Below are 14,705 nucleotides of genomic sequence, written 5' to 3'. Positions count from 1 at the left end.
AACACGGCCGTGAACTCTACTGACGCTGACTCTACGACGTTGTCACACTCACTTTCAAATACCTAACATCAAGCATGAAAACTCACCAGAAAATCACTTTCATATGGGATAAGAAATCAAAATACCCATATCAGATAATCGGGTGCGTACGAAAACTGATCAGCGGCCAATAGGGGAGCAACGAGCACCATTCTCACATGACAAACTGCTACCGTTTGATACCATTTGGAATGGGCGATAATGACAATCGAAAAAAACTCGAAACCACAGAGCCACTCAATACATGGACGCTGACTGACTCGTTAGGCGAGAGACAGAATGAAACCTACGCCCCTCACCACGCGCAAGGGCAACGCTTGTCCAACATGCTTCGACACCTTGGCACGCAGCCGGCTGACAACCATGTCGAGACGGTGATTCAGGTAATAGTCCGCGCGATGCCCAAGCGCCTCGACCAAGAGATCCCGCTCGACAACCTGATTCAAATGCGCAAACAGACAGGTCAGAAGCAGACGCTCAGCGGATGTCAGCTGAACAGATCGACCATTGCAATATGCCAAAGTCCAACCTTCCTCCGATAATGACCACGCAGGTCCCACACTCGAGGACGCACTACCAAGCAATACAGCATCATCACAGAGGGCAGGTAGCGTACCCCCACTTCTGCCAGGAGCACCGACACGACGGTGAACTGCTCTGATGGTCGCCACCAGCTCCCTTAAGTCAACAGGCTTCAGCAGGTAGGCGTCGCCCCCAACAGTCAGCCCCCTGACACGATCCTCAATTGACGTTCGGGCAGTCAGAAACACTACACCGATCCCGGGAAGTGACTCAAGCGTAGTCGCAATCGAAAAACCATCCTCTCCGGGCAATCCGACGTCGATGACTACAACATCACACTGTTGCCGCAGCAGGGCGCGATATAACTCCCGCGAGCCTGGAAAGCCCACGACCTCGAATGCCTGAGCGGTCAGGCCGAACTCAAGCTCATCGCGCAGATCGGCATCATCCTCGACCAGAAAGACACGAATTCGATTTTCCACAACGGGGGTGCCGCCACCATGTTCACTCGCCTCGCGGGATTGCGCAGCATCGCATCGAGGGTCGTCAGCTTGACCACCTTCGAATTTGCTCAAGATAGGATTCGACATGCTACCGAGTTTAACTCGAGAATTAGAACGGTTCTAATAACCGATATTCCGTTTCACCAAGACTCACTACGAAAAGTGACACACGTCACAACTTGCGCTTTAGCCGTTCGCCACAACATTGGCCGCTTTGGCGCCATATCGAGGATCATCACGCACCCTCGGCAAGCTCAGGATCGCGGTGGTACCCATACCCGGCTCACTCTGCAAGACGACCTCGCCATCATGGGCGCGCACGATCTCACGAACCATTGCAAGACCCAGCCCACTACCCTCTGCGACCACTCCGCGCGCGCGGAAGTAGGCCTCGAAGACGTGAGGTAGGTCATCCTCACAAATGCCCTGCCCCCGATCGATCACCATCACATTGACCCACCGCACTTCCATATGCAGCACAACATCGACGGGCGCGGTATCGGACGAGTACTTACGGGCATTGTCGATCAGGTTCCTCAAGGCGATACGCAACAGCGTTGAATCGCCCTCAACCCATGCAGGAACGTCCGCACAGGCCGCAAGCCGGATCGCCGGATCGCAGCGTTCGGCCACCACTTCACGCCCCAGCCATAGAAGATCCAGCGGATGCCGCTCTGGTGTCCTGATGCGCCGGTACAGACGATCCTCGTCCAGGTTGTGCGTGATCATGGCCAGTAATCGCTGACTCGCCCGCTGTATCTTCTGATGCCGGGCCTGTACCGCTGGCGGCAGATCGGCAGCAAGTCCGAGATTCTGCAAGGTCATGTCAATCGTCGCCAATGGCGACTTCAACTCGTGCGAGAGCATTGCAATCGCGCGTCGTTGCCTTTCGGCAAGTTCGTCTGCCGCAGCCATCGACGTACGGATGGCATCCCGCTGAGCAACGACCCCCATGGCACCCATTGTCATCAGCAAGATCAACAGGGGTGCCAGCAAGCTCGTCTCAAGGCCAACAAGCAACAACCCGCCATGAAGCAGGATCAGGGCAACGAATACGGCCACGCCGATACCGACGCCCCGTTTCCATGACACACGCCCCTCCTGACGTGGGGATCGCGCCGCAAACATACCCGGCATCACACCGAGCATCACCATCAATACCGCCCAGGCTGGACCTGCACTGGCAAAATAGTCCCTCTCGGCCAGCGCGGCATAGGTGAGGGCGAGCACATGCACGCCACTCATCACACCCTGTGGCGTATTGACCTGATCGGCGAACAACGAGGTCTTGCCCATGATGACGACCCGGTCGCGAAAATGCGCTGGATCGACCCACCGTCCTGGTATGCCGAGCGCGCCACCAATCAGATCGACAAAGGAAAAACGCGCGAACGGCACCGGGTTCGCGGGGTAACGAATCCCCAGACTTGAAGTCGCATCGACCGGTAGTGCCTGACCCGCGACAGTCAGCACACCCTGTTCCACCGCCACGGCCGAGGGTGCGGACGCACGCATCAACGCAAGCGCCGCAGACGGCAGGTAGTCCTTGCCCACTTGATGCAGTAACGGAAAACGCCGCAACACGCCGTCAGGATCATACTGGAACGAAATCAGTCCAATACGCTGCACCGGGTCATCGAGAAAAGGGCCGGGCAAGACCGCTCCTGCCCACTGCAGCGCCGGAGGCGGCACGGAAGATACTGGCCAGACGACACCGGATGGAATCTCGTCGCTCCCGTCCGTAGCGCCGCCAACCGTATCATTCACCGCGCTTGCGGCGAGCACGACTGGCATATCAGGATACCGGCGTAGCGATCTGCGCAGGGACTCATCCCCCTCACGCTCGTCGCTCAACAACACATCGACGAAAACGGCTCGAGCCTGCAACTCGGCCAGATAGTCGAGCGCCACGGCATATGCATCGCGAGGGAATGGCCACGGACCAATCAGGGAACGCAGCTCAACCAGCGAGTGCTCGTCAATCTCAAGCACCACGACATCATCAAAATACCGTTCAGCAGCCAGCAGCGCCTTGCCATGATCCAGCAGCCACGCATCCACACGCGAATAGAGCGACCCGTGCGCCAACAGCCAGACCGCGACAACCGGCAAGCCAACCAGCCACGCCATGCGCGCCAGCAGCGCCGGACGCAAGCGCCTGGATGCGAGTTTCGCCCCCAGATTCACAGCAGCAACAACAAAGGCAGCAGCATCAAGGGCCACCAATGGCGTGTCGCCGGCACCTCGATACGCTGAGGCTGACTGAAGGGGCCGGTGAGTCCGTCCCGCGTGCGCACCTGGACCCGGATGTAGAACACACCGCCCTCGCCTCGCGGCAACTCAAGCTCCGCCGACGTCTGATCGCGGTCAAGGACCCGCTCCTGAAAGGACTCGTCGCGCGCGACCTGTACCCGGTAGTCAAGATCCGACTCACTGGCATGCCAACGCAAGGTCACCACTTCACTCCCGGTCACCGGCGCACCCAGCGCCGGAGCTGCAGGCAGCGGCCGCAAACGGAAGGACTGCACGACGCCGAAGGGCCCTTGCCGGCCCTCCGGGGTGATGCTTGCCAGGCGCCAGAAATAGTCACCTGGCGGCAGCGGAACGCGCTGACCGATGTCCTCAGCCCCCACCACGTCCAGCACCATCGGATCGAAATCGGCTTGTGTCGACACCTGCAAGCGATACTGCATACCGCCCAATGGAACCGTCCAGCGGAAAGCCACATGCTCACCGCCCAGCGTTTCATCTGCCCGCGGCGTCAGAATGAACGGTGCCTCCGGACGAGCGGCCAGTTCGAACAGATGTTCAGCGTCCATCCCTTCCAGACCACCAGGCGATATCGCCCGCACTCGCAGTCGATAGCGGCCGTCGGGCAGATCCCCCCAACGTACGGCGGTCTCTTCCACGGTACCGTCCAGCAGCATGACAGTATCGTCAGCAACGGACACCACCTGTGCCCGCCACTGAGAAACCCCCTCGACTGCCGGCCATTCGATACGCAAGGGCAGATACTCAAAACGCAACGGCAGGCCAGAAAGGTCCGGTGGCGGGGCAAGCGCAACGGGCACCCCGAGTTGCCCGCCCGCCTCAACAGCAGCACCAAAGCCTGCCGCCATCATGCGACGCACCCTGCCGCTATCCGCGAGTACCCTGCCGCTGAGCACCTCGCCCATGCCCAGACCTGCTTCGGTAAGCGTCATGCGGAAATCGGTTCCACGGACACCGAGGTTCAGAACAGGCGACTCGACCCTATAGTTCGACAACGGCCTCTTTTGTGGCACGACCCGACTCTCGAGTTCGCCTTGATGCAGCCTGATTGTCGTCTCCGCCATGCCGGTGCGTCCGTACTGGCGCATCTGGGCCAGCGTCAATTCACTACTGGACGTCACCAAGAGTCGAGATCCATCTACAAAACGCAGACTGGCATTACTGTCTGCACCCGTCACAAGTGTGGTGCCAGCAGGCAGGCGAGCGCCCGACGCAACCGGCAGACGATCACCGCCACTGACGACTTCTACCCGCCCACGGACATGCACGACCTCAGCAACTGCAGCCCCACGCTTGAGCAATGCAACCGGCACGCTCAAAGGAGTACCCGGCTTCAGCCGCAAGGGGTCCTCCACCGCATTGTGGGCTTGCAGCCTTACCCAGTCCTCCTGTCGCTGCAGGTAATTCGCCGCCAGTTCATAGAGCGTGTCTCCAGACCGAACGACATAGACCCATTCGTGCGCTTGCACCGAGGCCGACAAAAGCACGATGCCACACGACAAAACACGCAGAAAACCTCGCAAAACCTTCAGTCCCCATAAACCTGGATAGACGCTCGAACACGCGCTGCAATGACAATCCGTCATCCAGCCCGGCACCGGAAAACATGACGCGCGAGTCTAAACCAATGTTTATCGGGAACCCCCATCAGGGAGGAATGAATGTGAGAATTTGTGACAAATTCATCCTGCCCATTCAAGCGGGCTTATGACACCACTACTGTCCTCAGCTCAACAGGATCACATCAGACGCCCGCCGCCCGACCCGAACCCGACGCTCCGATCCAGCCTGACCATCGCCCCGGACCGGTGTCACATGCACATGCCTGCGTTGTCTTACCCGTCGATCGGAGAAATGCACGTACACACAGCTACACACCGAACGACCGCAGTTTGGCAATGGCAGGGGCGGTGCCTCTGCCGACAGGAAACGGCGCCCCTTTAGCGCACGAACCTCGGCACAACCACGCTCATTCGTCGCCCGCAGTTCCACTGCATGGTAGGAGGGGAGGTGAACGGCCCCCTCCCCCGGATGCGCAGGCGCCTTACCGGAGTTCCCTCGCATCCCGCGGCGCCAGGCAGCCAGCAGCAACACCAGCAAGGCAGACACCAGAAGCAGGATACCCAGATACGTCATGTCTCTCTCCATGGGGCTTTCTATCCAGCATAGAACATGATCACAGCCCTGTGTTGATCCGACCAATCACGAACCCGATAGAAGGATCAGAAACCTCACTTGCCGAGAACCTGTGCAACGCTGCACAAGCGACCGCCTGTCCCCCCTATTGCGACTCAGCTAGAATCCCCGGTGCGCCTGGGGCCACCCGCGTCAGGCGCCCAATACAACACCAGGAGACCGCATGTCCCGCCACACCAAGATCGTTGCCACCCTCGGTCCATCCTCAACCGACGCCCACGTCCTGGAACGGATGGTGCATGCGGGTATCGACGTTGTCCGCATGAACTTTTCCCACGGCAAGGCCGAAGACCACATTGCACGGGCCAATGCCATCCGCGAGGCTTCGGCCCGCGCCGGACGCCCGGTGGGCATCCTTGCCGATCTGCAAGGACCGAAGATCCGGGTTGGCAAGTTCGAGAACGGACGCATCACCTTGAGCCGCGACCAGAGCTTCATCCTCGATGCGCGCTGCGAACTGGGCAATGGGCAACGCGTCGGTCTGGACTACAAGGATCTACCCAAGGACGTCAAGCCGGGCGACGTCCTGCTGCTCGATGACGGTCGTCTCAAACTGCAGGTCGAGCGCGTCCTAGGACACGAGATCCACACCCGGGTCCGGGTGGGTGGAGAACTGTCGAACAACAAGGGCATCAACCGCCAGGGCGGCGGCCTGACCGCACCGGCACTGACCGCCAAGGACATGGATGACATCAAGACGGCGGCGCAGATCGGCGTTGACTTCGTCGCAGTGTCCTTTCCCAAGAGCGCGGCAGACATGTACATGGCCCGCCAGTTGATGCGTGCCGCAGGTGGCGAGGCGCTGCTCATCGCCAAGATCGAACGTACCGAAGCGGTGGCCAACCTCGAGGAAATCCTGGATGCCTCGGACGGCATCATGGTGGCGCGTGGCGATCTCGCAGTGGAAGTCGGCGATGCGGCGGTACCGGCGTTGCAGAAAAAGATGATCCGCGCCGCACGGGATCGCAACAAGCTCACCATCACCGCGACGCAGATGATGGAGTCCATGATCACCAGTCCGGTGCCAACCCGTGCAGAAGTCTCCGACGTAGCCAACGCAGTGCTCGACGGCACTGACGCGGTGATGCTGTCTGCCGAAACCGCGTCCGGCAATTTTCCGGTCGAGGTGGTCGAAGCGATGAGCCGAGTCTGTTTGGAGGCGGAAAAATCTGCCGAAGTCAGCCTCGACCGGGAAGTCCTGAACCGCGTATTCACCCGTATCGACCAGTCGATCGCCATGGCCGCGATCTGGACTGCCTATCACCTCAAGGTGAAGGCGATCGCTTCGCTGACCCAGACTGGCTCCACCGCGCTGTGGATGAGCCGACTCAACAGCGGGGTGCCCATCTACGCCCTCACCCCGGAGATTGGTGCTCGCAACCAGATGACGCTGTATCGCGAGGTCTATCCCCTGCTGATGAGCCAGACCCATCTCGACCGCGACGTGCTGCTGTGGGAAGCCGAGCAGATCCTGCTCGACCAGGGCGTGGTGCAATATGGCGACCTGATCGTGCTGACCATCGGCGAGCCCATCGGCGCCTCTGGCGGAACCAATACACTGAAGATCGTGCGTGTCGGTGACCACCAGGCGCCACAGATGGTCAGCGACATGACTTGATCCATGCCGGTGGCGAACTGCGTGCGGAACATCCCCAAGGTGCAAAATTGCCAGCCCGCACGCATTTCGTCACCCGAACCCGCTTCATGACACATTCAAGCGCTGGCCGGCTCGCGTTACAATGGCGGTCTTCATTCAGACCTACCCCGGCTTACCGCCCCGTACGGAGATCACCATGCCCCTCGTATCCATGCGCCAGCTGCTCGATCATGCTGCTGAAAACGGTTACGGCTTGCCCGCCTTCAATGTCAACAACCTCGAGCAGGTCCAGGCCATCATGGAGGCTGCGGCCGAAACCGACAGCCCGGTCATCATGCAAGCCTCGGCTGGCGCCCGCAAATACGCTGGCGAAGCCTTCCTGCGTCACCTCATCGACGCGGCAATCGAAGCCTACCCCAACATTCCCATCGTGATGCACCAGGATCACGGTCAGAGCCCGGCGATCTGCATGGGTGCAATCCGCTCCGGTTTCTCCAGCGTGATGATGGACGGCTCGCTGATGGAAGACGGCAAGACCCCTTCCTCTTACGAGTACAACGTTGCGGTCAGCCGCGAAGTGGTCAAGTTCTCCCACGCCATCGGCGTCACCGTCGAAGCCGAACTCGGCTGCCTCGGTTCGCTGGAAACCGGCATGGCGGGTGAAGAGGACGGCATCGGCGCAGAAGGCAAGCTCGACCACAGTGCGCTGCTGACCGACCCCGACCAGGCGGCCGACTTCGTCAAACAGACCGACTGCGACGCCCTCGCCATCGCCATCGGCACCAGCCACGGCGCCTACAAGTTCACCCGCAAGCCCACCGGCGACATCCTCGCCATCGACCGCATCAAGGCCATCCACGCCCGCCTGCCCAACACCCACCTGGTGATGCACGGCTCCAGCTCGGTGCCGCAGGAGCTTCTCGAAATCATCCGCCAGTACGGTGGCGACATGAAGGAAACCTACGGCGTGCCGGTCGAGGAAATCGTCCAGGGCATCAAGTACGGCGTACGCAAGATCAACATCGATACCGACATCCGCCTGGCAATGACTGGCGCGGTGCGCAAGTTCATGTTCGAGAACCCGTCCAAGTTCGACCCGCGCGAGTTCAACAAGCCCGCCCGTGAAGCGGCCAAGCTGGTGTGCAAGGCGCGGTTCGAAGCCTTCGGCTGCGCGGGTCAGGCATCGAAGATCAAGCCGGTTTCGCTCGACAAGATGGCCGCCCGCTACAAGGCCGGTGAGTTGTCGCAGATCGTTCGCTGATCCATTCATTCTTCCGGACCAAGAGCGCGCCCCATCGGCGCGCTTTTGGTATCGGGACACGGCTCGCTCTGCGCCCGTCACTCAGGGCGTGTTCTGGAGAAAAGATGGCCACAGCCAGATTGAAGCTGCGCATTACCTTCGACTTCGAGGTCGACGCACCGACCAGCCTCGCCCAGACCGAACACACCGAACTTTGCAGACGGATCAGCGATTTGCTGGGTCCCCTGGTGCTGCAGGGCATGCCCACCATCACCGCCAAGCAGCTTGCCAAGGCTGGCGCCATGCTGGCAGGCCATCATCATCATCTTGAGGTGGGCAACCTTGCAGCACCGGCAATCCCCCGTGAGACCCTGGTCAGTGCTGCCCCGCATCTGACCGATGATGAGCTCGAACAACTGGGCCGCCGTGCCGCACCCAAGGCACCAGCGGGTGGTGACGAACTGCTGCGCTACCTGCGTCGTCAAGCGCTGGCGATGATCAACGAATACCGCCTGGTGCCCTGTAATGTCGAGGCAAAACTGAAGTCCGGTGGCGATGTGCGCCTCAATGCCACGCTGAACCTGACCAACGGCAGTGTCATGGTGAGCGAGCGCGATCGCCAGCACCGCATCCAGGCAGAACCCATCACCGTTGTCGCCGCCGAGGGTTCGGCACGCCTTCCGGCCAGCAGTGCCGGACACACCCTGAGTGGACCGGTCATCGAAGTCGCCGTCCACGCGCTTGCCCAGCATCGCGACCCACTCATCCAGAGTTGGTTGAAACAACCATGACGGCTTCCGGACGCCATTGCTTCACCTACGGCTCGCTGATGGTGCCGGAAATCATGGCTGCGGTCTGCGGCTTGCAGGTGCAGGCCGTCACCGCGCAACTTCCGGGCTACAGCCGGCACCCGGTTCGCGGCGAGGAGTACCCCGGCATGGTGCCGAATGCCAACGCCACGGTGGATGGCATGCTTTACCTGGATCTACCACCGGACGCCCTTGCCCGTCTCGATACCTTCGAGGGTGAGCAATACACCCGCAGCACGGTCATCGTGCTGGACGCCAGGCAACGTTCAATCGAGGCTGACACCTACATCTTCCGCCCGAGATACGCCGACCTGCTGCTGCCGGGCGACTGGGACTATGCAGCATTCCTGCGTGAGGGCCGACAGCGCTTCGAGCAGCGTTACATGGGTTATCAGCGCATCTGAGCCCATCACCGGCAAACCGGCTAGACCGTCCGCGCCCGCATCATTGCCGCGCCATCCGCCTGCAGAAAATCCAGCAAGGCCTCAAGTGCAGGTGTCATCGGGCGTTCAGCGTGCACCAGTACATTCCACTCCCGGATTACGGGCGTGTCCTGCACATCCAGCCGCAGCAGGCGGCCACTTTCCAGCTCCATCGCAAAGGTGTGATGCGACAGGAAAGCGACCCCCATACCCGCCATCACCGCCTGCTTCAGCGTTTCATTGCTGCCCAGTTCATCGGCAGCCAGCGGCTGTACCCCATGGACACGGAGGAAACGTTCAAGATTGGTCCGCGTGCCCGAACCGCGTTCACGCAACAGCAGTCGCTCCCCGGCCAGTGCGGCCGGCGGAATATGCGGACGCCCGGCCAGCGGATGATCCGGACGCGCCACAAAGGACAGGCGATGAGGGGCAAAGGGAATCCTGCGCAGGGCAAAGCCTCGCGGTGGTTGGCCCATGATCGCCAGATCCACCCGCTGATCCTGCAGCAAGGCATGCACCCGCTCGCGGTTTTCCACCGTGAGGCGAAACTTGATGTCCGGATGGCGGCGGCCAAATTCAGCCAGTAGGTGCGGCACAAAGTACTCGGCAGTCGTGATCGCCACCACCTCGAGGGTGCCGGACGCCACTCCACGCATCGATTTCAGCTCCACCTCCGCCAGATCCAGCGCGGCCAGGGCTTCCCGGGCACGCCGCACCAGCGCCTCGCCCGCTGCGGTCAGCCGAATCTCGCGGCGGCCATCGACCAGCACCTGCCCCACGACCGTCTCCAGCTCCTTGAGCTGCATCGATACCGCCGGCTGGGTCAGGTGAAGCAAGCGGGCTGCCTGAGTAAAGCTTGCCGTTTCGGCCACCGCAACCAGGGAACGCAGTTGTTTCAAGGTCAGACGCTGCGCGAGCTTCATCAGAAAACCTTATCTCAAACTCACAATATTCATCATTGGAGCTTATCTCAACAAAACCTTAATGTCTCCTCACCACAGCGAAGGAGACCACCATGGGCGCACCCGACACCCCGCAGCAAATCCTCGATCCCCGCAAGCGCTACCAGGCCGGCGTGCTCAAGTATGCACAGATGGGCTACTGGAACGCAGACTACGAGCCGAAGGACACCGACGTGCTCGCCGTCTTCCGCATTACCCCACAGGAAGGCGTGGATCCGATCGAAGCCGCTGCGGCAGTCGCGGGCGAATCCTCCACTGCAACCTGGACCGTGGTGTGGACCGACCGTCTGACCGCCTGCGACAAGTACCGCGCCAAGGCCTACCGCATCGAGCCGGTGCCGGGACAGGATGGACAGTATTTCTGCTGGGTGGCCTATGACCTGGACCTGTTCGAGGAAGGCTCGATCGCCAACCTCACCGCATCGATCATCGGCAATGTGTTCAGCTTCAAGCCGCTGAAAGCCGCACGTCTGGAGGACATGCGCCTGCCGGTGGCGTATGTGAAGACTTTCCGTGGCCCACCGACGGGCATCGTGGTCGAGCGCGAGCGCCTGGAGAAGTTCGGCCGCCCCCTGCTGGGCGCCACCATGAAGCCCAAGCTGGGCTTGTCCGGCAAGAATTACGGCCGGGTTGTCTACGAGGCGCTGCGCGGCGGACTGGACTTCACCAAGGACGACGAGAACATCAACTCGCAGCCCTTCATGCACTGGCGCGACCGCTTCCTGTACTGCATGGAAGGGGTCAATCAGGCCGCAGCGCAGACCGGCGAGTCCAAGGGCCACTATCTCAACATCACCGCCGGCACCATGGAGGAGATGTACAAGCGTGCCGAGTTCGCCCGCGACCTCGGCTCGTGCATCGTCATGGTCGACCTCATCATCGGCTGGACCGCGATCCAGTCGATCAGCAACTGGTGCCGCGACAACGACATGATCCTGCACATGCACCGTGCCGGCCATGGCACCTACACCCGGCAGAAGAACCATGGTGTCAGCTTCCGCGTCATCGCCAAATGGCTGCGTCTGGCCGGAGTGGACCACCTGCACGCGGGTACCGCTGTGGGCAAGCTCGAGGGTGATCCGATGACGGTGCAAGGCTTCTACAACGTGTGTCGCGACATGGTCACCCGGCAGGATCTGCCACGCGGTCTGTTCTTCGACCAGGACTGGGCCAGCATCAAGCGGGTGATGCCGGTCGCCTCCGGCGGCATCCATGCCGGACAGATGCATCAGTTGCTGGATCTGTTTGGCGACGAGGTGGTGCTGCAGTTCGGCGGCGGCACCATCGGTCACCCGATGGGCATTCAGGCGGGTGCCACCGCCAACCGGGTCGCGCTGGAGGCCATGGTGCTGGCTCGCAACGAAGGCTGCGACATCCTCAACGAAGGTCCGCAGATCCTCGCCGATGCGGCCCGTTGGTGCCAGCCGTTACGCGCAGCGCTCGATACCTGGGGTGACATCACCTTCAACTACACCAGCACCGACACCTCGGACTTCGTCCCCACCGCCAGCATCGCCTGAGCCGCACTCGCCTCACCACGGGTCTGCTACCGCTCCGCTGGAGCGGTGGCTGGCCACCTGCACACCGCACGAGGAGACACCATCATGCGCATCACCCAAGGCTGCTTTTCCTTCCTGCCCGATCTCAGCGATGCCCAGATCACCGCACAGGTCCACTACTGCCTGCGCCAGGGTTGGGCCGTGGCGATCGAGTACACCGACGACCCACACCCGCGCAATACCTACTGGAACATGTCGGGGCTGCCCATGTTCGACCTTCAGGATCCGGCCGGGGTCATCTCCGAGCTGAACGCCTGCCGTCGCGCCAATCCCGGAACCTACATCCGCATCAACGCCTTCGACCCTACCCAGGGTTGGGAGACGGTGCGCATGTCCTTCATCGTCCAGCGCCCCGACAGCGAACCGGGCTTCCGCCTCGTGCGCCAGGAAACCCGCGGCCGCAGCCTGCATTACACGATGGAGAGCTATGCCGTCGCCCGCCACCCCGAAGGCACGCGCTACCGCGCCTGAGCGCCCATCGACGACCGCAGGAGGATGCACCATGAATGCTCCCGAAAAAGCCCGGATCGACACCATCGATCTAGGTGCCGAGTTTCGCGACGCAGGCATTGCCGAAGTGCTGGAAGCACTTGAACACGACCTCGTCGGCCTTGCCCCGGTCAAGCGCCGGGTACGCGAGATTGCCGCCCTGCTGCTGGTCGACCGCGTGCGTCAGCGTCTGGGCCTGAGCACCCAGGCACCTTCGCTGCACATGAGCTTTACCGGCAACCCCGGCACCGGCAAGACCACCGTCGCCCTGCGCATGGCCGAGATCCTGCATCGCCTGGGCTATAGCCGACGCGGCCATGTCGTGGCAGTAACCCGCGACGACCTCGTCGGCCAGTACATCGGTCATACCGCCCCCAAGACCAAGGAAGTGCTCAAGCGTGCGATGGGGGGCGTGCTGTTCATCGATGAGGCTTACTACCTCTACCGCCCGGAAAACGAGCGCGACTATGGTCAGGAAGCCATCGAGATCCTGCTGCAGGTCATGGAAAACCAACGTGACGATCTGGTGGTGATCCTCGCCGGCTACGCCGACCGCATGGAGCACTTCTTCGCGTCCAACCCCGGCATGAAGTCGCGCATCGCACACCATGTGGATTTTCCCGACTACCACGACGGTGAGTTGGGCGATATCGCCGAGCGCATGCTGGCGCAGTGGAACTATCGCTTCGATCCCGCGGCGCGGCTCGCCTTCGCCGAATACATCACGCTGCGCCGGCAGCGCCCGCACTTTGCCAATGCCCGCTCGATCCGCAATGCACTGGACCGCATGCGTCTGCGTCAGGCCCTGCGCCTGTTTGAGCAGGGCAACCCGCTTGATGCCGACGCACTGATCACGCTGACCGAGGCCGATGTGCGTGCCAGCCGCCAGTTTGCCTCCCCGCTGCCCGCGACGGAGTCCGACGACGTCCGCGACCTCGACTTCGATCCCGAACGCGATACCGACCGCATCGACTACTGATCCCCCGGAGGCCACCATGTTCGGCATCGACCGCAGCACCCTCACCGAGTACCTGATCGCGCAACGCCGCCAGCACCCCGGAGCAACCGGCGAGCTCAATGCACTGATCCTGCAGGTCGCCCAGGCCTGCAAAGCCATCTCGCGCGCAGTCGCCCACGGTGCCCTCGCCGATGTGCTTGGCGATCACGGCCAGACCAATGTGCAGGGCGAAACGCAGAAGAAACTCGACGTGCTCGCCGACGAAATCTTCCTGCGCGCCACTCACTGGGGCGGAGACCTTGCCGGCATGGTGTCGGAAGAGAATGCGTCACCCATTCCGCTGCCGGCTGGCCACGCCCGCGGCAAGTACCTGCTGGTGTTCGACCCGCTGGATGGCTCGTCCAACATTGACGTGAACGTCGCCGTCGGCTCGATCTTCTCGATCCTGCGTGCGCCGACGCCGGGCGAGGATGCTGCCGCGGCGGATTTCCTGCAAGCCGGCCGCCACCAGGTTGCGGCCGGTTACGCGATCTACGGCCCGTCCACCATGCTGGTGCTGACGGTCGGCCAGGGGGTAGCCGGCTTCACCTTCGACCCCATTCTGGGTGATTTCTTTCTGACCCACCCCGACATCCGCATTCCAGAGACCACCCGAGAATTCGCCATCAACGCCTCCAATGCCCGCTTCTGGGAGGCACCGGTACGACGCTATGTTGACGAATGCCTGGCAGGGCGAAGCGGCCCGCGCGAGGCCGATTTCAACATGCGCTGGATCGCCTCGCTGGTGGCCGAAACCCACCGCATCCTGATGCGCGGCGGCGTCTTCCTCTACCCGCGCGACCGCAAGGAACCCATCCGTGCCGGTCGCCTGCGCCTGCTCTACGAATGCAACCCGATCGGCTTCCTGGTGGAGCAGGCCGGCGGCCGCGCCTCCACCGGCACCGGCCCGGTGCTGGAGGTCGCACCCGAAGCGCTGCACCAGCGCATCGGTTTCGTGTTCGGGTCGCGCACAGAGGTCGAGCGCATCGAGCGCTACCACGCCGAGCCCCTGTTCGGCGGCAGCGAACGTCCGCTACCGCTGTTCAACAGCCGTTCGCTGTTCAGCACCGAAGCCGCCTTCTCACAGTAAAGGGGGACA

General features: G+C 61.9%; 13 protein-coding genes. 8 read left to right on the top strand and 5 right to left on the bottom strand.

Going from position 1 to position 14,705, the window contains the following annotated elements; all coding sequences use genetic code 11:
* Positions 1-302: 302 nt before the first annotated feature.
* The 4 genes from DNK49_RS09210 to DNK49_RS23915 form a co-directional block, all read right to left on the bottom strand.
* Positions 303-1,136 (bottom strand): response regulator transcription factor, encoded by an 834-nt coding sequence (locus DNK49_RS09210; RefSeq protein WP_165843297.1) that lies wholly within the window; start codon positions 1,134-1,136, stop codon positions 303-305.
* Between the two features lie 114 nt (positions 1,137-1,250).
* Positions 1,251-3,287: a CHASE2 domain-containing protein gene (locus tag DNK49_RS09205; protein WP_165843296.1), complete on the bottom strand. Its 2,037-nt coding sequence runs from the start codon at positions 3,285-3,287 to the stop codon at positions 1,251-1,253.
* A complete protein-coding gene (locus DNK49_RS09200; protein ID WP_165843295.1) occupies positions 3,248-4,822 on the bottom strand; it encodes a FecR domain-containing protein in 1,575 nt (524 codons plus the stop codon). Before DNK49_RS09200 ends, DNK49_RS09205 begins: the two co-directional genes overlap by 40 nt.
* Positions 4,823-5,060: 238 nt before the next feature.
* Positions 5,061-5,471, bottom strand: coding sequence for a hypothetical protein (locus tag DNK49_RS23915; RefSeq protein ID WP_133255099.1), 411 nt, complete (start codon positions 5,469-5,471; stop codon positions 5,061-5,063).
* A gap of 223 nt (positions 5,472-5,694) precedes the next feature.
* Here DNK49_RS23915 and pyk point away from each other — a divergent pair, with 223 nt between their 5' ends.
* The 4 genes from pyk (at position 5,695) to DNK49_RS09180 (ending at position 9,581) form a co-directional block, all read left to right on the top strand.
* Complete coding sequence (gene pyk / locus DNK49_RS09195; RefSeq protein WP_110524048.1) at positions 5,695-7,149, top strand: pyruvate kinase; 1,455 nt, start codon at positions 5,695-5,697, stop codon at positions 7,147-7,149.
* 175 nt (positions 7,150-7,324) lie between these two features.
* Positions 7,325-8,389 carry a class II fructose-bisphosphate aldolase gene (gene fba, locus DNK49_RS09190; RefSeq protein ID WP_110524213.1) on the top strand — a complete coding sequence of 355 codons (1,065 nt, stop codon included), beginning with the start codon at positions 7,325-7,327 and terminating at the stop codon, positions 8,387-8,389.
* A gap of 104 nt (positions 8,390-8,493) precedes the next feature.
* The gene (locus tag DNK49_RS09185) at positions 8,494-9,159 is read left to right on the top strand and encodes a hypothetical protein (protein WP_110524047.1); all 666 of its coding nucleotides are present in this window, start codon (positions 8,494-8,496) and stop codon (positions 9,157-9,159) included.
* Complete coding sequence (locus tag DNK49_RS09180; RefSeq protein WP_110524046.1) at positions 9,156-9,581, top strand: gamma-glutamylcyclotransferase family protein; 426 nt, start codon at positions 9,156-9,158, stop codon at positions 9,579-9,581. Before DNK49_RS09185 ends, DNK49_RS09180 begins: the two co-directional genes overlap by 4 nt.
* A gap of 20 nt (positions 9,582-9,601) precedes the next feature.
* On the opposite strand, the gene DNK49_RS09175 is transcribed toward DNK49_RS09180, so the two are convergent.
* Complete coding sequence (locus tag DNK49_RS09175) at positions 9,602-10,522, bottom strand: LysR substrate-binding domain-containing protein (protein ID WP_110524045.1); 921 nt, start codon at positions 10,520-10,522, stop codon at positions 9,602-9,604.
* A gap of 92 nt (positions 10,523-10,614) precedes the next feature.
* On the opposite strand from DNK49_RS09175, the gene DNK49_RS09170 reads away from it, so the two are divergent.
* From DNK49_RS09170 to DNK49_RS09155, 4 genes are all read left to right on the top strand, one after another.
* Entirely contained in the window at positions 10,615-12,081 is a 1,467-nt protein-coding gene (locus DNK49_RS09170; RefSeq protein WP_110524044.1) for a form I ribulose bisphosphate carboxylase large subunit, read from the top strand.
* An 84-nt stretch (positions 12,082-12,165) separates the two neighbouring features.
* Entirely contained in the window at positions 12,166-12,591 is a 426-nt protein-coding gene (locus DNK49_RS09165; protein WP_110524043.1) for a ribulose bisphosphate carboxylase small subunit, read from the top strand.
* A 31-nt stretch (positions 12,592-12,622) separates the two neighbouring features.
* A complete protein-coding gene (cbbX, locus tag DNK49_RS09160; protein ID WP_110524042.1) occupies positions 12,623-13,588 on the top strand; it encodes a CbbX protein in 966 nt (321 codons plus the stop codon).
* A 16-nt stretch (positions 13,589-13,604) separates the two neighbouring features.
* Positions 13,605-14,696, top strand: a complete 1,092-nt coding sequence (locus tag DNK49_RS09155) for a class 1 fructose-bisphosphatase (protein ID WP_110524041.1) — start codon at positions 13,605-13,607, stop codon at positions 14,694-14,696.
* Positions 14,697-14,705 lie beyond the last annotated feature (9 nt).

This window comes from Parazoarcus communis SWub3 = DSM 12120 (assembly GCF_003226565.1).
In the GTDB taxonomy this organism is placed as follows: domain Bacteria; phylum Pseudomonadota; class Gammaproteobacteria; order Burkholderiales; family Rhodocyclaceae; genus Parazoarcus; species Parazoarcus communis.
This window is presented reverse-complemented; position numbering and strand designations above follow the sequence as displayed.